Consider the following 19,575-nt stretch of genomic DNA (forward strand, 5'->3'; position numbering starts at 1 on the left):
GGGCCGAAAATGAAGTGCGTTATTACTCCATGACGGCCATTGCAGGCATAGGTGAGACTTTCCCAAATGGGCGTAGGAAATTACCTTAGTTACCGCTCAGTGCAGCCTCACGGGCTGAAGCCCTGATCTTGCGCTTGCTGCGCTGCACGCCGTAGGCACCCAGCAATGGCCCGACGGCCAAGCCGATGACCAAGGCGGCCAGCACCAGCACGGCTACTGGCACCTCTGGCGCGACCCAGCCAAACAGGACCAGCGACACGGCTTGCTGGTTCTCCAGCACGAAGAACAGCACCACAGCCGCCAACAGCAGCACGAATACCGCCACCAGGGCGCGCTTGAGGTTACGCATCAGATTGCTCCTTGATTGATCAGGCTTCGGCCTCGTCTTCTTCATTGACGCGGTCGCGCAGTTCCTTGCCGGGTTTGAAGTGCGGCACGAACTTGCCTTCGAGGCTGACCGACTGGCCGGTCTTGGGGTTACGGCCTACGCGTGGAGCGCGATAGTGCAGCGAGAAGCTGCCAAAACCGCGGATCTCGATGCGATCGCCGGTAGCCAGGCATTGTGACATCTGTTCAAGCATGGTCTTGATGGCCAGCTCCACGTCCTTGGACGAGAGCAGCCCCTGATGGGTGACAATACGTTCGATCAGCTCCGACTTCGTCATATTTTTCCCTTCGTTATCAAGCAGCTAGATCATTGCTTAACCAGTTTGTAGCACGCTGGGAGGGATTTGAACAGGGTGGTTCTTGACTTAATAAAAAAATTCAAGATTGAAGTTTTACAGGAATGGTCTAGCTGGCGGGGGTTGGCATGATTGGTGGCGGGGCGGCAACCACGGAGGGCCTGAGGGGATGGCGGTAGGGGGCGTCGCCTGTATGGCGGTAGAGGGGCGTCGCCTGGGAGATCGAGCGCCGCCTGTATGACGGTAGATGGGCGTCGCCTGGGAGATCGAGCGCCGCCTGTATGGCGGTAGAGGGGCGTCGCCTGGGAGATCGAGCGCCGCCTGTATGGCGGTAGATGGGCGTCGCCTGGGAGATCGAGCGCCGCCTGTACGGCGGTAGAGGGGCGTCGCCTGGGAGATCGAGCGCCGCCCGCGCGGCGCATCGCGAGCTGCGCTCGCTCCTACGTTTGTTTCGGGCCAATCATTCCTGTGAGATTTGTGCGCGAACGCCTTGGCGCATGGCTCGATATCGCGTCGTGCAAACAAGGCGGTCGCGCGCGCCTGTCACAGGCGTTACTGGCCAGAAACAAACGTAGGAGCGAGCGCAGCTCGCGATGCGCCGCGCGGGCGGCGCTCGGTATCTGCAACACCATAAAACCCACGGCAAACACCTCCGGCCATTGCGCAACACCATAAAACCCACGGCAAACACCCCCGGTCATTGCGCAACGTCATGCCAGGCGGCGTGGCCTTGAGGGCATGGCGGTAGAGGGGCGTCGCCTGGGAGATCGAGCGCCGCCTGTACGGCGGTAGAGGGGCGTCGCCTGGGAGATCGAGCGCCGCCCGCGCGGCGCATCGCGAGCTGCGCTCGCTCCTACGTTTGTTTCGGGCCAATCATTCCTGTGAGATTTGTGCGCGAACGCCTTGGCGCATGGCTCGATATCGCGTCGTGCAAACAAGGCGGTCGCGCGCGCCTGTCACAGGCGTTACTGGCCAGAAACAAACGTAGGAGCGAGCGCAGCTCGCGATGCGCCGCGCGGGCGGCGCTCGGTATCTGCAACACCATAAAACCCACGGCAAACACCCCCGGTCATTGCGCAATGTCATGCCAGGCGGCGTGGCCTTGAGGGGATGGCGGTAGAGGGGCGTCGCCTGGGAGACCGAGCGCCGCCCGCGCGGCGCATCGCGAGCTGCGCTCGCTCCTACGTTTGTTTCGGGCCAATCATTCCTGTGGGATTTGTGCGCGAACGCCTTGGCGCATGGCTCGATATCGCGTGGTACGAGCAGGCGGGCGCGGCCTTGAGGGCATGGCGGTAGATGGGCGTCGCCTGGGAGATCGAGCGCCGCCTGTATGGCGGTAGAGGGGCGTCGCCTGGGAGATCGAGCGCCGCCCGCGCGGCGCATCGCGAGCTGCGCTCGCTCCTACGTTTGTTTCGGGCCAATCATTCCTGTGAGATTTGTGCGCGAACGCCTTGGCGCATGGCTCGATATCGCGTCGTGCAAACAAGGCGGTCGCGCGCGCCTGTCACAGGCGTTACTGGCCAGAAACAAACGTAGGAGCGAGCGCAGCTCGCGATGCGCCGCGCGGGCGGCGCTCGGTATCTGCAACACCATAAAACCCACGGCAAACACCCCCGGTCATTGCGCAATGTCATGCCAGGCGGCGTGGCCTTGAGGGGATGGCGGTAGAGGGGCGTCGCCTGGGAGACCGAGCGCCGCCCGCGCGGCGCATCGCGAGCTGCGCTCGCTCCTACGTTTGTTTCGGGCCAATCATTCCTGTGGGATTTGTGCGCGAACGCCTTGGCGCATGGCTCGATATCGCGTGGTACGAGCAGGCGGGCGCGGCCTTGAGGGCATGGCGGTAGAGGGGCGTCGCCTGGGAGACCGAGCGCCGCCCGCGCGGCGCATCGCGAGCTGCGCTCGCTCCTACGTTTGTTTCGGGCCAGTTATTCCTGGGGGCGTTGCGCGCGAGCGTTTTGGCGCATGTCATGGTTCAGGCGGCCGCTTTGGCGCGCATTTACATGCTGCAAATCTCTATCGGATCGACTCCTGCACGGGCTGACTACGCTAATCGAGCACCTATTCGCTCAAGGATGAACGCAATGCCCAACCCTCATGGCTGCAGGCTTCGCCGCGCAAGATGCTCGGTGCCAGGCAGGCTCTACATGCTGACTACCGTTACCCACCTACGCCGCCCTTTGTTTCACGACCTCCGCTTTGCACGATTGGTCATTCAGAACCTTCGTTACGCAGAAGAACAACACCACTGCCGATCACTGACCTGGGTCGTGATGCCAGACCACGTGCATTGGCTGATTGAACTGAAAGAAGTGACACTTGGAACACTGATGCAGCGCTTCAAATGCCAGTCCAGCAATGCACTGCACAAGGCCGGGGCAAAGGGGAAGCCGGTGTGGCAGGCAGGTTATTACGACCGGGCCTTGCGCCGGGACGAGGACGTTTTCAAGATTGCGAGATACATCGTTGCCAATCCGGTAAGGGCAGGATTGGTGGCCACGGTTGGTGATTATCCACATTGGGATGCGGTGTGGCTTTAAGGGTATGACGGTAGAGATGCGCGGCCCGGGAGATCGAGCTTTACGGGTATGACGGTAGAGATGCGCGACCCGGGAGACCGAGCGCCGCCCGCGCGGCGCATCGCGAGCTGCGCTCGCTCCTACGTTTGTTTCGGGCCAATCATTCCTGTGGGATTTGTGCGCGAACGCCTTGGCGCATGGCTCGATATCGCGTGGTACGAGCAGGCGGCGTGGCCTTGAGGGTATGGCGGTAGATGGGCGTCGCCCGGGAGACCGAGCGCCGCCCGCGCGGCGCATCGCGAGCTGCGCTCGCTCCTACGTTTGTTTCGGGCCAATCATTCCTTTGGGATTTGTGCGCGAACGCCTTGGCGCTTGGCGCGATATTGCGTCGTACAAACAAGACGGTCGCGCGCGCCTGTCACAGGCGTTACTGGCCAGAAACAAACGTAGGAGCGAGCGCAGCTCGCGATGCGCCGCGCGGGCGGCGCTCGATCTCACTGGCGACACAACCCTTACGACAAACACTCACCACCACCACCACCACCACCACCACCCCACCAATAAAAACGCAAAAAAAAGGGCGACCCGAGGGTCGCCCTTTTTACCGATCAAACAGAACTCAGTTCTGCTTGGCCATTGCTTCGCGCAGCAGCGCAGCCATGGTGGTGTCGGCAGCAGCTTCCGGAGCGTTTTTCAGGCTCTGGATAGCTTCGCGCTCTTCAGCGTCGTCTTTCGATTTGATCGACAGGCTGATAACGCGGGACTTGCGGTCAACGCTGATGATCTTGGCTTCGATCTCTTCGCCTTCCTTCAGAACGTTACGCGCGTCTTCAACGCGGTCACGGCTGATTTCGGAAGCTTTCAGAGTGGCTTCGATGTCGTCGGCCAGGGTGACGATGGCGCCTTTGGCGTCAACTTCTTTCACGATGCCCTTGACGATAGCGCCCTTGTCATTGACAGCAACGAAGTTGGAGAACGGATCGTCTTCCAGCTGCTTGATGCCCAGGGAGATGCGCTCGCGCTCTGGGTCGACCGACAGGATGACGGTTTCCAGCTCGTCGCCCTTCTTGAAACGACGTACGGCTTCTTCGCCGGTTTCGTTCCAGGAGATGTCGGACAGGTGAACCAGGCCGTCGATGCCGCCGTCCAGACCAATGAAGATACCGAAGTCGGTGATCGACTTGATGGTACCGGTGATCTTGTCACCCTTGTTGAACTGGCCGGAGAAGTCTTCCCATGGGTTGGACTTGCACTGCTTGATGCCCAGGGAGATACGACGACGCTCTTCGTCGATGTCCAGAACCATGACTTCCACTTCGTCGCCAACCTGAACGACTTTCGACGGGTGGATGTTCTTGTTGGTCCAGTCCATTTCGGAAACGTGTACCAGACCTTCAACGCCTTCTTCCAGCTCAGCGAAGCAGCCGTAGTCGGTCAGGTTGGTAACGCGAGCCTGTACGCGAGTACCTTCTGGGTAACGGGCAGTGATAGCTACCCACGGATCTTCGCCCATCTGCTTCAGACCCAGCGAAACGCGGTTGCGCTCACGGTCGAACTTCAGAACGCGTACGTCGACTTCGTCGCCAACGTTAACGATTTCCGATGGGTGCTTGATGCGCTTCCAGGCCATGTCGGTGATGTGCAACAGGCCGTCGATACCGCCCAGGTCCACGAATGCGCCGTAGTCGGTGAGGTTCTTGACGATACCTTTGACTTGCTGGCCTTCCTGCAGGGTTTCCAGCAGGGCTTCGCGCTCGGCGGAGTTCTCGGCTTCCAGCACGCTGCGACGGGAAACGACAACGTTGTTGCGCTTCTGGTCCAGCTTGATGACCTTGAATTCCAGCTCTTTGCCTTCCAGGTGGGTGGTGTCGCGCACTGGGCGGACATCAACCAGGGAGCCCGGCAGGAACGCACGGATGCCGTTAACGTCGACAGTGAAGCCGCCCTTAACCTTACCGTTGATAACGCCCTTGACCACTTCTTCGGCGGCGAAAGCTGCTTCCAGAACAATCCAGCACTCGGCGCGCTTGGCTTTTTCACGGGACAGCTTGGTTTCGCCAAAGCCGTCTTCGACCGCGTCCAGCGCAACGTGAACTTCGTCACCGACCTTGATGGTCAGCTCGCCAGCTTCGTTGTAGAACTGCTCGAGCGGGATGACGCCCTCGGACTTCAGGCCAGCGTGTACGGTAACCCAGTCGCCGTCGATGTCGACAACGATACCGGTGATGATCGCACCCGGCTGAAGATTGAGGGTTTTCAGGCTTTCTTCAAAGAGTTCTGCAAAGCTTTCGCTCATTTTAATTCCTGTAGATTCGGGCGAAACAAACGCCCATAACCACATTCCAGACAATGTGGGTTCGTTTTAAGTAAAGGAAAGCCGGCAGGACGTTGACTGGTGCCCCTGCCTGCTTTCCTGGTTATCAGATAAGGTCGCGCTGGGCGATCTCGCTTCTGATACGTTGCAACACCTGCTCGATGGACAACTCGGTAGAGTCCAACTGAATGGCATCAGCCGCTGGTTTCAGCGGGGCCACTGCACGTTGGGTGTCACGCTCATCACGCGCACGAATCTCATCCAGCAGACTCGACAGACTAACATCTTCACCTTTGCCCTTCAACTGCAGGTAGCGGCGACGTGCGCGCTCCTCCGCGCTGGCGGTGAGGAAGACCTTCAAGGGCGCATCCGGGAACACCACAGTACCCATGTCGCGACCGTCAGCAATCAGCCCCGGCAATTCGCGGAACTCACGCTGGCGAACCAGCAGCGCATCACGCACCGCCGGCAGCGAGGCCACCATCGATGCACCGGCACCGACGGTTTCGGTACGGATGACGTTGCTGACGTCCTCACCCTCAAGGATGATCTGTTGCAGCTTACCGGGCTCGGAAGCGATGAACTGCACATCCAGATGGGCGGCAAGTTTGGTGAGCAGCTCTTCGTTGGTCAGGTCGACACCGTGGTTGCTGGCATTGAATGCCAGCAACCGATACAGCGCGCCGGAATCCAGCAGCTTCCAGCCCAGCTCGCGAGCCATCAACCCGGCGACCGTGCCCTTGCCCGAGCCGCTAGGCCCGTCGATGGTGATAACCGGTGCCAGCGAATTCACGACTTGCCCTCTTCTGCCACGCGAATCCCCACTTCGGCGCACAGCGCCAGGAAGTTGGGGAACGAGGTGGCGACGTTGGCGCAGTCGTGAATGCGAATTGGCGCACTGGCGCGCAGCGAGGCCACACTGAAGGCCATGGCGATGCGGTGGTCACCATGCCCATGCACTTCGCCGCCGCCCAACTGGCCGCCGTCGATGATGATGCCGTCCGGGGTCGGCTCGCACTTGATGCCCAAGGTGATCAGGCCATCAGCCATCACCTGGATGCGATCGGACTCCTTCACCCGCAGCTCTTCGGCGCCACGCAGCACGGTACGCCCTTCGGCACAGGCAGCTGCCACGAACAATACCGGGAATTCGTCGATGGCCAGCGGCACCAACGCTTCAGGAATGTCGATACCCTTCAGCTTGGCTCCGCGCACACGCAGGTCGGCCACAGGCTCGCCGCCCACTTCACGCTGGTTTTCCAGGGTGATATCGCCGCCCATCAGGCGCAGGATGTCGATCACGCCGGTACGGGTCGGGTTGATGCCGACATGCTCCAGCACCAGCTCGGAGCCTTCAGCGATAGAGGCAGCCACCAGGAAGAACGCTGCCGAGGAAATGTCAGCCGGCACTTCGATGCGGGTAGCGGTCAGCTTGCCACCGGACTGTAGCGAGGCAACCGGGCCGTTGCTGTCAACCGCATAGCCAAAACCGCGCAGCATGCGTTCGGTGTGGTCACGGGTAGGCGCAGGCTCGGTGACAGTGGTCTTGCCTTCGGCGTACAGGCCGGCCAGCAGCAGGCAGGATTTGACCTGGGCGCTAGCCATCGGCAGCGTGTAGGTCAGCCCTTTGAGCTTGTGGCCACCGCGAATGGTCAGCGGCGGGCGGCCTTCAGGGCCGGTCTCGACCACAGCACCCATTTCGCGCAGCGGGTTTGCCACACGGTTCATCGGGCGCTTGGACAGCGAGGCGTCGCCGGTCATGGTGACGTCGAACGACTGGCCGGCCAACAGGCCCGACAGCAGGCGCATCGAGGTACCGGAGTTACCCACGTACAGCGGCCCTGGCGGCGGCTTGAGACCATGCAGGCCCACGCCGTGAATGGTCACACGACCGTGGTTGGGGCCTTCGATGACCACACCCATGTCACGAAATGCCTGCAGGGTCGCCAGCGCGTCTTCGCCTTCGAGGAAGCCTTCGACCTCGGTAGTACCTTCGGCCAGCGAGCCGAGCATGATCGAGCGATGGGAAATCGACTTGTCGCCCGGTACACGGATCCGCCCGTTCAGGCGGCCACCCGGTTGGGCCTGGAAAATCAGATCGTTGGCGTTCATAGCGTCCACATAGGCCCGGCGGGCCAGGATTTTACTGAAATGCTCGCGGGCAGCCCGTGCGCGGGTGAATACTCCCAGCAGCTGGTGCCCATCCCCTTCAGCGATCGCGTCGCGCAGGGCGTCGAGATCGCTGCGATATGTATCAAGTGTGCGCAGGACAGCGTCGCGGTTGGCGAGGAAGATGTCATGCCACATGGTCGGATCGCTGCCGGCGATTCTTGTGAAATCGCGGAATCCACCCGCAGCGTACCGGAAGATCTCGAGGTTTTCATTGCGTTTGGCCAGTGAATCGACCAGACCGAAGGCCAGCAGGTGTGGCAGATGGCTGGTGGCGGCCAGCACTTCGTCGTGGCGCTCGACCGACATGTGCTCCACATCGGCATCCAGCGCACGCCACAGCCGGTCAACCAGGGCCAGCGCGGCGGGATCGGTTTCGGCCAGCGGCGTGAGGATAACCTTGTGCCGGCGGAACAAGGTGGCGTTGGAGGCCTCTACCCCGCTCTGCTCGGAGCCCGCGATGGGGTGGCCCGGGACGAAGCGCGGCAAGCGCGCACCAAAAACGGCACGGGCCTCACGCACGACGTTGCCCTTGGCACTGCCGACGTCGGTGATGATCGCATCACCCAGGTCGAGCAGGGCCAGGCGCGCCAGGACTTTTTCCATGGCCAGTATCGGTACGGCCAACTGAATGACATCGGCACCCACGCAAGCGGCGGCGAGGTCTTCTTCGCAGCGGTCGACCACACCCAAAGCCACGGCCTGCTTGCGCGACGGGGCATCAAGGTCGACACCGACCACTTCGCGGCACAAGCCGCTCTCACGCAGGCCCTTGGCGAACGAGCCACCGATCAGGCCCAGGCCGACAACGACCAGGCGGTTGATGATGGGTGCGGGTTTGGTTTTTGCTGCATTTACCACTGGTGCGAACCCTGTTCAGAAATCTAGGTAGCCTGTGAGGGCCATTGGGGCCGCGACGCGGCCCTTCGCGGGCTCGCCCGCTCCCACAGGGATCGGCATCACATGCTCACTGTGGGAGCGGGCATGCCCGTGAAGGGCTGCAAGGCCCCTGAATCAAAGCACCGCCTTCGGATAAGAGCCCAGCACCTTCAGCGCCACAGCCTCCTGGCTGATCTGCTCGAGCACCGCCTTGATCAGCGGGTCACGGTGGTGGCCGACGAAGTCGATGAAGAACACGTAGGTCCACTTGCCGCTGCGCGACGGGCGGGTCTCGATGCGGGTCAGGTCGATGCCGTTCTGATAGAACGGCACCAGCAACTCATGCAAGGCACCGGGCTTGTTGCTCATCGAAACGATGATCGAGGTCTTGTCGTCGCCGGTCGGCGGCACCTCCTGGTTGCCGATCATCAGGAAGCGGGTGGAATTGTCCGGGCGGTCTTCGATCTTCTCGGCCAGACGGGTCAGGCCGTACAGGTTGGCCGCCATGTCGCCGGCGATCGCCGCCGAATTCCACTCACCCTTGACCCGCTTGGCCGCTTCGGCATTGCTCGATACGGCTACGCGCTCCACGTTCGGGTAGTGCGCGTCCAACCACTTGCGGCACTGGGCCAGCGACTGGGCGTGGGAGTAGATGCGGGTGATGCTGTCGGTCTTGGTGTTCTCGCCCACCAGCAGGTGGTGGTGAATACGCAGCTCGACCTCACCGCAAATCACCATGTCATGCTCGAGGAAGCTGTCCAGGGTGTGGCTGACCGCACCTTCAGTGGAGTTTTCCACCGGCACCACACCGAAGTTGACGGCACCCGCCGCCACCTCACGGAACACTTCGTCGATGGCCGCCATCGGCCGACTGATCACCGCGTGGCCGAAGTGCTTCATGGCCGCAGCCTGGGTGAAGGTGCCTTCAGGGCCGAGGTAGGCGATTTTCAGCGGCTGCTCCAGGGCCAGGCACGACGACATGATTTCGCGGAACAACCGCGCCATCTCTTCGTTGCCCAGCGGGCCCTTGTTGCGCTCCATCACGCGCTTGAGCACCGCAGCTTCACGCTCGGGACGGTAGAACACCGGCTTCTCGCCTTCTTTCAGCGAGGCAGTCTTGACCCGGGCTACTTCTTCGGCACAGCGGGCGCGGTCGCTGATCAGCTCGAGGATTTTCTCGTCGAGGCTGTCGATGCGCACGCGCAGCGCCTTGAGCTCCTGTTCGGACATATCAGCCATGCTCCTTCTCGAATTCAGCCATGTAGCCTACCAGCGCTTCTACCGCTTCCAGGCCCAGGGCGTTGTAGATGGAGGCACGCATGCCGCCAACCGAACGGTGGCCCTTGAGGTTGAGCAGGCCACGCGCGTCGGCGCCAGCGAGGAAGGCCTTGTCCAGGCGCTCGTCAGCCAGGCGGAACGGTACGTTCATCCACGAACGGGCGTTGACGCTGATCGGGTTGGTGTAGAACTCGCTGCGGTCGATGAAACCGTAAAGGCGGTCTTTCTTGGCACGGTTGCGCTGCTCCATGGCATCAACGCCGCCCTGCTCTTTCAGCCACTCGAAGACCAAGCCCGAGAGGTACCAGGAGTAGGTGGCCGGGGTGTTGTACATCGACCCGTTGTCAGCTGAAACCTTGTAGTCGAGCATGGTCGGGCAGCTGCTGCGGGCATGACCCAACAGGTCTTCGCGCACGATGACCACCACCAGGCCGCTTGGACCGATATTCTTCTGCGCGCCGGCATAGATCAGGCCGTACTGCGACACATCGATCGGGCGCGAGAGGATGTCGGAGGACATATCGACCACCAACGGCACGTCACCGGTTTGCGGCACCCAGTCAAACTGCAGGCCACCAATGGTCTCGTTGGACGCATAGTGCACGTAGGCAGCGTTTTTGGTCAGGTTCCACTCGTTTTGGCCGGGGATGGCCAGGTAGTCGTAAGGCTTGGCGGTGGCAGCGACGTTAATGTTGCCGAAACGCCGCGCTTCCTCGATGGCCTTCTTCGACCAGATGCCGGTTTCGATGTAGTCGGCAGTGCCGTTTTCCGGCAGCAGGTTCAGCGGGATTTCAGCAAACTGCTGGCTGGCGCCCCCTTGCAGGAACAGCACCTTGTAGTTGGAGGGGACGGACAGCAGGTCACGCAGGTCCTGCTCGGCCTTTTCGGCGATGGCCACATAATCGTCGCTGCGATGGCTCATTTCCATCACCGACAAGCCCTTGCCACGCCAGTCCAGCATCTCGGCCTGTGCGCGCTGCAGGACAGCGTCAGGAAGCGCGGCAGGGCCTGCGCAGAAGTTAAAGGCTCGTTTGCTCACATCCACTCTCGCTCTGCCAAATAGAACAAAATCGTAATTCGGTGGCCACATTCCATGCAGGATCGGTGGCGCCTGCATCGCGGGCAAGCCCGCTCCTACACAGTCAAACGGGGCGACCTTGGTCGCCCCGCTCGGGTTTACGCTTGCTTACTCTTGCGGGGCCTCGTCGGCACCCGCAGCTTCTTCATTTTCATTGTCTGGCGCTGCAGCCTCGACACCCTCCTCGTCCGTCTCGATCACTTCATCGAGTTCGTCCTCGGACGGCTCCTGGATACGCTCCAGGCCCACCAGTGTCTCATCGGCCGCCAGCTTGATCAGCGTAACGCCCTGGGTGTTGCGGCTCAGGCTGGACACTTCGCCAACCCGGGTGCGAACCAGCGTGCCCTGGTCGGAAATCAGCATGATTTCCTCACCTTCCTGCACCTGGATAGCACCGATCAGCAGGCCGTTGCGCCCCTTGGTACCCATGGCGATCACACCCTGGCCACCGCGGCCGCGACGCGGGAACTTGGACAGCGGAGTGCGCTTGCCAAAGCCACGCTCGGAGGCGGTGAGGATCTGCGAGCCGGACTCGGGGATCAGCATCGAAATGATCCGCTGGCCTTTGCCCAGCTTCATGCCGCGCACACCACGGGCGTTGCGACCCATTTCACGCACGACGCTCTCGGCAAAGCGGATGACCTTGCCAGCGTCGGAGAACATCATGACTTCCTTGGCGCCATCGGTGATGGCCGCGGCAATCAGGGTGTCACCTTCCTTCAGCTTCAGGGCGATCAGGCCGTTGGAACGCGGACGGGCGAACTGCACCAGCGGGGTCTTCTTGACGGTACCGGAAGCGGTCGCCATGAAGATGTACGCGCCGGTCGGCTCTGCAACCCACTCCGGGGTGTCACCGTCTTCTTCGTCGATTTCCTCGGCCTCTACCAGCTCACCCTCGAGCACGGTGTCTTCAGCCTCGTCCAGTTCTTCGTCGAGGTCGGCGTTCTGCTGCAGCGCTTCGAGGTCGATCTGCAGCATGGCGGTGATGCGCTCACCCTCCTCCAGCGGCAGCAGGTTGACCAGCGGACGACCACGGGCAGCGCGGGACGCTTCGGGGATTTCGTAGGTTTTCTTCCAGTACACCTTGCCCTTGCTGGAGAACAGCAGAAGGGTGGCGTGGCTGTTGGCGACCAGCAGGTGCTCGATGTAGTCCTCGTCCTTCACGCCGGTCGCCGACTTGCCTTTACCGCCACGGCGCTGGGCCTGGTAGGCGGACAATGGCTGGGTCTTGGCATAACCACCATGGGAGATGGTGACCACACGCTCTTCTTCCGGGATCATGTCGCCGTAGTTGAGGTCGTGGCTGGCATTGAGGATTTCGGTGCGGCGGGCATCGCCGTACTCGGCACGGATGGCCTCCAGCTCCTCGCGAATCACTTCCATCAGGCGCTCGGCGCTGCTGAGGATGCGGATCAACTCGCCGATCTGCTCGAGGATTTCCTGGTACTCGGCCAGCAGCTTCTCGTGCTCCAGGCCGGTCAGGCGGTGCAGGCGCAGGTCAAGAATGGCCTGGGCCTGTTCCGGCGACAGGAAGTACTTGCCGTCATGCAGGCCGTACTGCTCCGGCAGGTCCTCAGGGCGGCAGGAATCGGCGCCGGCGCGCTCGACCATGACCTGCACAGCACTGGATTCCCACGGCGTGGAAACCAGGGCTTCCTTGGCTTCGGACGGCGTCGGCGAGGCCTTGATCAGGGCAATGACCGGGTCGATGTTGGACAGCGCGACCGCCTGGCCTTCAAGGATATGGCCACGCTCACGGGCCTTGCGCAGCTCGAATACCGTACGGCGGGTCACCACTTCACGGCGGTGGCGGACGAACGCTTCGAGCAGGTCCTTGAGGTTGAGCAGGCGCGGACGGCCGTCGACCAGGGCCACCACGTTGATACCGAACACGCTCTGCAGCTGGGTTTGCTGGTAGAGGTTGTTGAGCACCACCTCCGGCACCTCGCCGCGACGCAGCTCGATGACGATGCGCATGCCGTCCTTGTCGGACTCGTCGCGCAGCTCGGTGATGCCTTCGATCTTCTTCTCTTTGACCAGCTCGGCAATCTTTTCGATCAGGCGAGCCTTGTTCAGCTGGTACGGCAGCTCGGTGATCACGATCTGCTGGCGGCCGCCAACCTTGTCGATGTCTTCGATTTCGGAGCGGGCGCGCATGTAGATGCGGCCACGGCCGGTGCGATAGGCCTCGATGATGCCCTGGCGACCGTTGATGATGCCGGCAGTCGGGAAGTCCGGGCCAGGGATGTGCTGCATCAGCTCATCGATGGTGACTTCCGGGTTGTCGATGAGCGCCAGGCAGCCATCGATGACCTCGCCGAGGTTGTGTGGCGGAATGTTGGTCGCCATGCCCACGGCAATACCGCTGGAACCGTTGACCAGCAGGTTGGGAATACGCGTCGGCATGACCGCCGGGATCTGCTCGGTGCCGTCGTAGTTGGGCACCCAGTCGACGGTTTCCTTGTGCAGGTCGGCCAGCAGCTCGTGGGCCAGTTTGGTCATGCGCACTTCGGTGTATCGCATGGCGGCAGCGTTGTCGCCGTCCACCGAACCGAAGTTGCCCTGACCGTCGACCAGCAGGTAGCGCAACGAGAACGGCTGGGCCATACGCACGATGGTGTCGTAGACCGCAGTGTCGCCGTGCGGGTGGTACTTACCGATCACGTCACCGACCACACGGGCGGATTTCTTGTACGGCTTGTTCCAGTCGTTGCCCAGTTCGCTCATCGCATAGAGAACGCGGCGATGCACGGGCTTCAAGCCGTCACGCGCATCGGGCAGCGCTCGCCCGACAATCACGCTCATCGCGTAGTCGAGGTAAGACTGTCTCAGTTCGTCTTCGATATTGACCGGGAGGATTTCTTTGGCCAGTTCGCCCATGAGAAGCCTGATTCCTTTTTCTGGTGAAACTTCGCAGCTCCATCAAGGGCCGAACGAAGCTCGCCGCCGCAGCGCATAAGGGTGCGACGACTTACGACAAATCAATGAGTTGTGCCATGGATCTGCGCAATGAAGGCCGCCGTGATGGGCGGTCTTGGAAACTGCCGGATGTTATCACAAAGGCGGGGGCGGTGGGGAGATGTGGCACGGGGGCTTGACGTGAATATTGTATTGGCTGCAAGACCGAGCGCCGCCCGCGCGGCGCATCGCGAGCTGCGCTCGCTCCTACGTTTGTTTCGGGCCAGTAACGCCTGTGGCAGACGCGCGCGACCGCCTTGTTTGTACGACGCGGTATCGAGACATGCGCCAAGGCGTTCGCGCGCAAATCCCACAGGAATGACTGGCCCGAAACAAACGTAGGAGCGAGCGCAGCTCGCGATGCGCCGCGCGGGCGGCGCTCGGTCTCCCAGGCGACGCCCCTCTACCGCCATACAGGCGGCGCTCGCCCTCCCAGGCGACGCCCCTCTACCGCCATACCCTCAAGACCACGCCGCCTGGCATGACGTTGCGCAATGGCCGGGTGGGTTTGCCGTGGGTTTTATGGTGTTGCGCAATGGCCGGGTGTGTTTGCCGTGGATTTTATGGTGTTGCAGATACCGAGCGCCGCCCGCGCGGCGCATCGCGAGCTTTGCTCGCTCCTACGTTTGTTTCTGGCCAATAACGCCAGCGGCAGACGCGCGCGACCGCCTTGTTTGTACGACGCGATATCGAGACATGCGCCAAGGCGTTCGCGCACAAATCCCACAGGAATGACTGGCCCGAAACAAACGTAGGAGCGAGCAAAGCTCGCGATGCGCCGCGCGGGCGGCGCTCGGTCTCCCAGGCGACGCCCCTCTACCGCCATACAGGCGGCGCTCGCCCTCCCAGGCGACGCCCCTCTACCGCCATACCCTCAAGGCCACGCCGCCTGGCATGACGTTGCGCAATGGCCGGGGGTGTTTGCCGTGGGTTTTATGGTGTTGCGCAATGGCCGGGTGTGTTTGCCGTGGATTTTATGGTGTTGCGGATACCGAGCGCCGCCCGCGCGGCGCATCGCGAGCTTTGCTCGCTCCTACGTTTGTTTCTGGCCAGTAACGCCAGTGGCAGACGCGCGCGACCGCCTTGTTTGTACGACGCGATATCGAGACATGCGCCAAGGCGTTCGCGCGCAAATCCCACAGGAATGACTGGCCCGAAACAAACGTAGGAGCGAGCAAGGCTCGCGATGCGCCGCGCGGGCGGCGCTCGGTCTCCCAGGCGACGCCCCTCTACCGCCATACAGGCGGCGCTCGCCCTCACAGGCAACACACCTCGACCGCCCTACCCCTCAATGCCGCCTCGACCGCCCCCCCTCAATGCCACCTCGCCCCCCCTCAATGCAACCGCTTGCGGCAAACCAGCTGAGCCAGCTTGGCAGCATCCGGGCGCTCGACAATGCCGCGCTCGGTCACGATCACATCGATCAGGTCGGCCGGCGTCACATCGAACACCGGATTGAACACCTCGACACCCGGCGACACCCGGGTACCGCCAAAGTCGAGCCACTCGTCGGCGTCACGCTCCTCCAGCGGGATATCCTCGCCCGTGGCCAGGTTCAGGTCGATGCTGGTGCTCGGTGCCACGACCATGAAGCGCACGCCATGGTGCATGGCACTGACAGCCAGCTGATAGGTGCCGATCTTGCCGGCCATGTCGCCATTGGCAGCGATGCAGTCCGCCCCCACCACCACCCAGGTGATACCCTTGGTCTTCATGAGGTGGGCCAGCGCAGAGTCGGCACAAAGCGTCACCGGGATACCCTCATTGGCCAGCTCCCAGCCGGTCAGGCGCGAACCCTGCAGCCAAGGGCGAGTCTCACCGGCATATACCCGCTCGACCATGCCTTCCAGGTAGCCGGCACGGATCACCCCCAGCGCGGTGCCAAAGCCGCCACTGGCAAGGGCGCCGGCGTTGCCGAAGGTGAGCAGGGCCTGGGCATTGCCCTGATGGCGACGGATCAGTTCGATACCCTGCTGGGCCATGGTCAGGTTGGCCTCACGGTCGCTTTCGTGAATGGCCACCGCTTCGGCCTCCAGCGCTGCCAGAATGTCCTCTTCCGGACGCAGGCGCTGCAGGCGCTCGCGCATGCGGTTCAGCGCCCAGAACAAGTTGGCGGCGGTAGGACGCGCTTCGGCCAGGGTGAGAAAGTCGTCTTCCAGGTCCATTTCCCAATCGCCGCCTTCGGCCAGCCGCTCTTCAAGCGCCAGTACCAGGCCGTAAGCTGCGGCAATACCGATTGCCGAGGCACCGCGCACCGCCATGTCGCGGATGGCTGCGGCCACCTGCGCAACATTGTCGCAGGCCAGCCAACGCTCCTCCGACGGCAGCAGGCGCTGGTCGAGCAGGTGCAAGGCGCCGCCCTGCCAGCGGATCGCGGTCACCTTCTCCGCCGCCAAAAGTCGCTCGCGCATTGCCTCTCCCCGTCATTCGGATATCAAAAGCCGGCGATTATAGCGACCCTCGGGGCCGAGCGCTCGGGTATACTCCGACGCAATTTTGCGAAGTTTCAGAGGACTGTTCAATGAGCAACGTCGACCGCGCCGAAATCGCCAAGTTCGAAGCGCTGGCCCACCGCTGGTGGGACCGCGAAAGCGAGTTCAAGCCGCTGCACGAAATCAACCCGCTGCGCGTCAACTGGATCGACGAGCGCGCCAGCCTGGCCGGCAAGAAAGTGCTGGATGTGGGTTGCGGTGGCGGCATCCTCAGCGAAGCCATGGCCCTGCGCGGTGCCACGGTCACCGGTATCGACATGGGCGAGGCGCCATTGGCGGTGGCCCAGCTACACCAGCTGGAGTCGGGCGTACAGGTGGAATACCGGCAGATCACTGCCGAAGCCCTGGCCGAGGAAATGCCTGAACAGTTCGATGTGGTCACCTGCCTGGAAATGCTCGAACACGTGCCCGCCCCGTCTTCGGTGATTCGCGCCTGCTACCGCATGGTCAAGCCTGGTGGCCAGGTGTTCTTCTCCACCATCAACCGCAACCCCAAGGCCTATCTGCTGGCGATCGTCGGCGCCGAGTACATCCTGAAGATGCTGCCGCGCGGCACCCATGACTTCAAGAAGTTCATCCGCCCCTCCGAGCTGGGCGCCTGGAGCCGCGATGCCGGCCTGCAGGTGAAGGACATCATCGGCCTCACCTACAACCCGCTGACCAAGCACTACAAGCTCAACAGCGACGTCGACGTCAACTACATGATCCAGACCCTGCGCGAGGAATAAGCATGCGTTTGCGAGCAGTACTCTTCGACATGGACGGCACCTTGCTGGACACGGCGCCGGACTTCATCGCCATTTGCCAGGCCATGCTCGCCGACCGCGGGCTGCCGGCCGTTGACGACAACCTGATCCGTGGCGTGATCTCGGGTGGCGCCCGCGCCATGGTTGCCACTGCGTTCGCCATGGACCCGGATGCTGACGGCTTCGAGACCTTGCGCCTGGAGTTCCTCGAGCGTTACCAGCGCGACTGCGCGGTGCACAGCAAGCTGTTCGAGGGCATGGCCGAGCTGCTGGCCGACATCGAAAGAGGCAACCTGCTGTGGGGCGTAGTCACCAACAAGCCGGTGCGCTTCGCCGAGCCGATCATGCAGCAACTGGGCCTGGCCGAGCGTTCGGCGCTGTTGATCTGCCCGGACCACGTGAAAAATAGCAAACCCGACCCCGAGCCGCTGATCCTTGCCTGCAAGACGCTGAACCTGGACCCGGCCAGTGTGCTGTTCGTCGGCGACGACCTGCGCGACATCGAGTCTGGCCGTGACGCTGGCACCCGCACGGCGGCAGTGCGCTACGGCTATATTCATCCAGAGGACAACCCCAACAACTGGGGTGCCGACGTGGTGGTCGACCACCCGCTGGAACTGCGCAAAGTGATCGACAGCGCGCTGTGCGGCTGCTGAACCCAGACCGATGACCGGGCAACGCCTCTTTGTAGGAGCGGGTTCACCCGCGAATGCGCCAGCCCAGACAACACTGGCGCCTGATCGGACGCATTCGCGGGTAAACCCGCTCCTACAATAGGCCCAGGCCGCCCACACGAACTCGAAGGACAGAACCATGTTCGACTACACCGCCCGCCCCGACCTGCTGCAAGGCCGGGTCATCCTGGTTACCGGTGCCGGCCGTGGCATTGGTGCCGCGGCTGCCAAGGCCTATGCCGCACTGGGCGCCACCGTGCTGCTGCTGGGCAAGACCGAGGCCAACCTGAACGAGGTCTACGACCAGATCGAAGCCGCCGGTCACCCGCAGCCGGTGGTCATCCCGTTCAACCTGGAAACCGCCCTGCCACACCAATACGACGAGTTGGCGGCCATGATCGAAGACCAGTTCGGTCGCCTCGATGGCCTGCTCAACAATGCGTCGATCATCGGCCCGCGCACGCCGCTGGAACAGCTGTCAGGCGACAACTTCATGCGCGTCATGCATATCAACGTCAATGCCACCTTCATGCTCACCAGCACCCTGCTGCCGCTGCTGAAGCTGTCGGAAGACGCCTCGGTGGTGTTCACCAGCAGCAGCGTCGGGCGCAAGGGCCGGGCTTACTGGGGCGCCTATGGCGTGTCGAAGTTCGCCACCGAAGGCCTGATGCAGACCTTGGCCGATGAACTGGAAGGCGTGGCGCCGGTGCGCTCCAACAGCATCAACCCGGGCGCCACGCGCACGGCGATGCGGGCCCAGGCCTACCCCGGCGAGAACCCGCAGAACAACCCGCTGCCCGAAGAAATCATGCCGGTATACCTGTACCTGATGGGGCCGGACAGCACAGGAGTGAACGGGCAGGCGTTCAACGCTCAATAAACCTGCACTGGCCTCTTCGCGGGCTTGCCCGCTCCCACAGGTATGGCTCAGTCCTTGAGGGCTGCGCAGTGCCTGTCGGAGCGGGCAAGCCCGCGAAGAGGCCGCTACAGGCGAACGATCAGCCGGCAGCCAACGCCGGCCGCATACGGCCTTGCTGGCGCCCTTCCAGCTGCATGCAGCGCTCCAGGAACAGGTACATGCAGTCGTAGCTCTTGCAAATGGCCCTGCGCAGCTCGTTGCGCAACCCCAGGGTCGGGTTTTCACCGGCCAGGGTACAGATGATTTCCAGCGCCTCCCACGGGTGCGCATCGTCATATTGGGCATGCATCTTCAGCCACTTCATCGCCCGCTTGCGCCCTTCTTCCGGAAAACCCTGCGCATAGGTGTCGGTCGAGCACACCACCGCCGACCATTCACCGGTCGCACCTTCGATGGCGTAGTTGGTAGCCGCCATGGAAATGGCCAGGTTCTCGGTGGCGCACACCCGCCAGCACCAGTCGTTCAGGCCGTTCAGCTCGGGCGGCACTTCTTGCGCCTGCAACTCGTGCAGGTGCACACCGTGCGCCTGGCACCAGTTCACCCAGTAGTCGGCATGGTTGAGCTCGACGCGGATGTTGCGCATCAGCCAGCGCCGCGCCATGTCTTCGCCCTGGTGCCGGCCATAGCGGGTTTTGGTCAGGTTATGCGCCATGTACAACGAAAACTGCTCCACCACCGGCCAGCCCCCGATCAAGTACTGACGGATGGTCGATTGCTTAAGCTGGCCATCGCGTAGACGGGCATAAAACTCATGCTCAACCACCCGTCGCTTGCTCTCGCGGCAGTCTTCAATCAGTTGCTGGGCCCATTGGGGGTAGCTGGCGGGGTCCATCAAAGGCCCGATACGAACGAATGCGTCAATCACTTTC

Annotated in this window: 14 protein-coding genes; 4 read left to right on the forward strand and 10 right to left on the reverse strand. The window is 62.5% G+C overall.

What is annotated here, in order from left to right; genetic code table 11:
* Positions 1 to 85: 85 nt before the first annotated feature.
* Together QCL51_RS18585 and ihfB are read right to left on the reverse strand one after the other, a co-directional pair.
* Positions 86 to 349 carry a lipopolysaccharide assembly protein LapA domain-containing protein gene (locus QCL51_RS18585; RefSeq protein ID WP_028697046.1) on the reverse strand — a complete coding sequence of 88 codons (264 nt, stop codon included), beginning with the start codon at positions 347 to 349 and terminating at the stop codon, positions 86 to 88.
* A 19-nt stretch (positions 350 to 368) separates the two neighbouring features.
* Complete coding sequence (gene ihfB, locus QCL51_RS18590) at positions 369 to 665, reverse strand: integration host factor subunit beta (RefSeq protein WP_003252675.1); 297 nt, start codon at positions 663 to 665, stop codon at positions 369 to 371.
* Between the two features lie 2,099 nt (positions 666 to 2,764).
* On the opposite strand from ihfB, the gene QCL51_RS18595 reads away from it, so the two are divergent.
* A complete protein-coding gene (locus QCL51_RS18595) occupies positions 2,765 to 3,220 on the forward strand; it encodes a transposase (RefSeq protein WP_021784961.1) in 456 nt (151 codons plus the stop codon).
* A gap of 598 nt (positions 3,221 to 3,818) precedes the next feature.
* Here the strand turns inward: QCL51_RS18595 and rpsA are convergent.
* The 7 genes from rpsA to mtnA all read right to left on the reverse strand — a co-directional run bounded on the left by rpsA (position 3,819) and on the right by mtnA (position 16,286).
* Complete coding sequence (gene rpsA, locus QCL51_RS18600) at positions 3,819 to 5,495, reverse strand: 30S ribosomal protein S1 (RefSeq protein ID WP_003252673.1); 1,677 nt, start codon at positions 5,493 to 5,495, stop codon at positions 3,819 to 3,821.
* 124 nt (positions 5,496 to 5,619) lie between these two features.
* A complete protein-coding gene (gene cmk, locus QCL51_RS18605; protein WP_021784962.1) occupies positions 5,620 to 6,306 on the reverse strand; it encodes a (d)CMP kinase in 687 nt (228 codons plus the stop codon).
* Positions 6,303 to 8,510 carry a bifunctional prephenate dehydrogenase/3-phosphoshikimate 1-carboxyvinyltransferase gene (locus QCL51_RS18610; protein ID WP_274101366.1) on the reverse strand — a complete coding sequence of 736 codons (2,208 nt, stop codon included), beginning with the start codon at positions 8,508 to 8,510 and terminating at the stop codon, positions 6,303 to 6,305. The genes cmk and QCL51_RS18610 overlap by 4 nt, the downstream gene beginning before the upstream one ends.
* Positions 8,511 to 8,696: 186 nt before the next feature.
* A complete protein-coding gene (pheA, locus tag QCL51_RS18615; RefSeq protein ID WP_172402871.1) occupies positions 8,697 to 9,800 on the reverse strand; it encodes a prephenate dehydratase in 1,104 nt (367 codons plus the stop codon).
* On the reverse strand, positions 9,793 to 10,878 hold the full coding sequence (gene serC, locus QCL51_RS18620; protein WP_028698391.1) for a 3-phosphoserine/phosphohydroxythreonine transaminase: 1,086 nt from the start codon (positions 10,876 to 10,878) through the stop codon (positions 9,793 to 9,795). Before serC ends, pheA begins: the two co-directional genes overlap by 8 nt.
* A gap of 147 nt (positions 10,879 to 11,025) precedes the next feature.
* Entirely contained in the window at positions 11,026 to 13,797 is a 2,772-nt protein-coding gene (gene gyrA / locus QCL51_RS18625; protein WP_021784966.1) for a DNA gyrase subunit A, read from the reverse strand.
* Positions 13,798 to 15,209: 1,412 nt separating this feature from the next.
* On the reverse strand, positions 15,210 to 16,286 hold the full coding sequence (gene mtnA / locus QCL51_RS18630; protein ID WP_325948676.1) for an S-methyl-5-thioribose-1-phosphate isomerase: 1,077 nt from the start codon (positions 16,284 to 16,286) through the stop codon (positions 15,210 to 15,212).
* 110 nt (positions 16,287 to 16,396) lie between these two features.
* Here mtnA and ubiG point away from each other — a divergent pair, with 110 nt between their 5' ends.
* The 3 genes from ubiG (at position 16,397) to QCL51_RS18645 (ending at position 18,667) form a co-directional block, all read left to right on the forward strand.
* A complete protein-coding gene (gene ubiG, locus QCL51_RS18635) occupies positions 16,397 to 17,095 on the forward strand; it encodes a bifunctional 2-polyprenyl-6-hydroxyphenol methylase/3-demethylubiquinol 3-O-methyltransferase UbiG (RefSeq protein ID WP_338443981.1) in 699 nt (232 codons plus the stop codon).
* Between the two features lie 2 nt (positions 17,096 to 17,097).
* Positions 17,098 to 17,769 (forward strand): N-acetylmuramic acid 6-phosphate phosphatase MupP, encoded by a 672-nt coding sequence (gene mupP, locus QCL51_RS18640; protein WP_021782445.1) that lies wholly within the window; start codon positions 17,098 to 17,100, stop codon positions 17,767 to 17,769.
* A 157-nt stretch (positions 17,770 to 17,926) separates the two neighbouring features.
* Positions 17,927 to 18,667 (forward strand): YciK family oxidoreductase, encoded by a 741-nt coding sequence (locus QCL51_RS18645; protein ID WP_021782446.1) that lies wholly within the window; start codon positions 17,927 to 17,929, stop codon positions 18,665 to 18,667.
* A gap of 118 nt (positions 18,668 to 18,785) precedes the next feature.
* Here the strand turns inward: QCL51_RS18645 and QCL51_RS18650 are convergent, their stop codons facing one another.
* Positions 18,786 to 19,571, reverse strand: coding sequence for an iron-containing redox enzyme family protein (locus QCL51_RS18650; protein WP_021782447.1), 786 nt, complete (start codon positions 19,569 to 19,571; stop codon positions 18,786 to 18,788).
* Positions 19,572 to 19,575 lie beyond the last annotated feature (4 nt).

The sequence above is a fragment of the Pseudomonas sp. LTR0 genome, assembly GCF_036630035.1.
GTDB classification, from domain to species: domain Bacteria; phylum Pseudomonadota; class Gammaproteobacteria; order Pseudomonadales; family Pseudomonadaceae; genus Aquipseudomonas; species Aquipseudomonas putida_Y.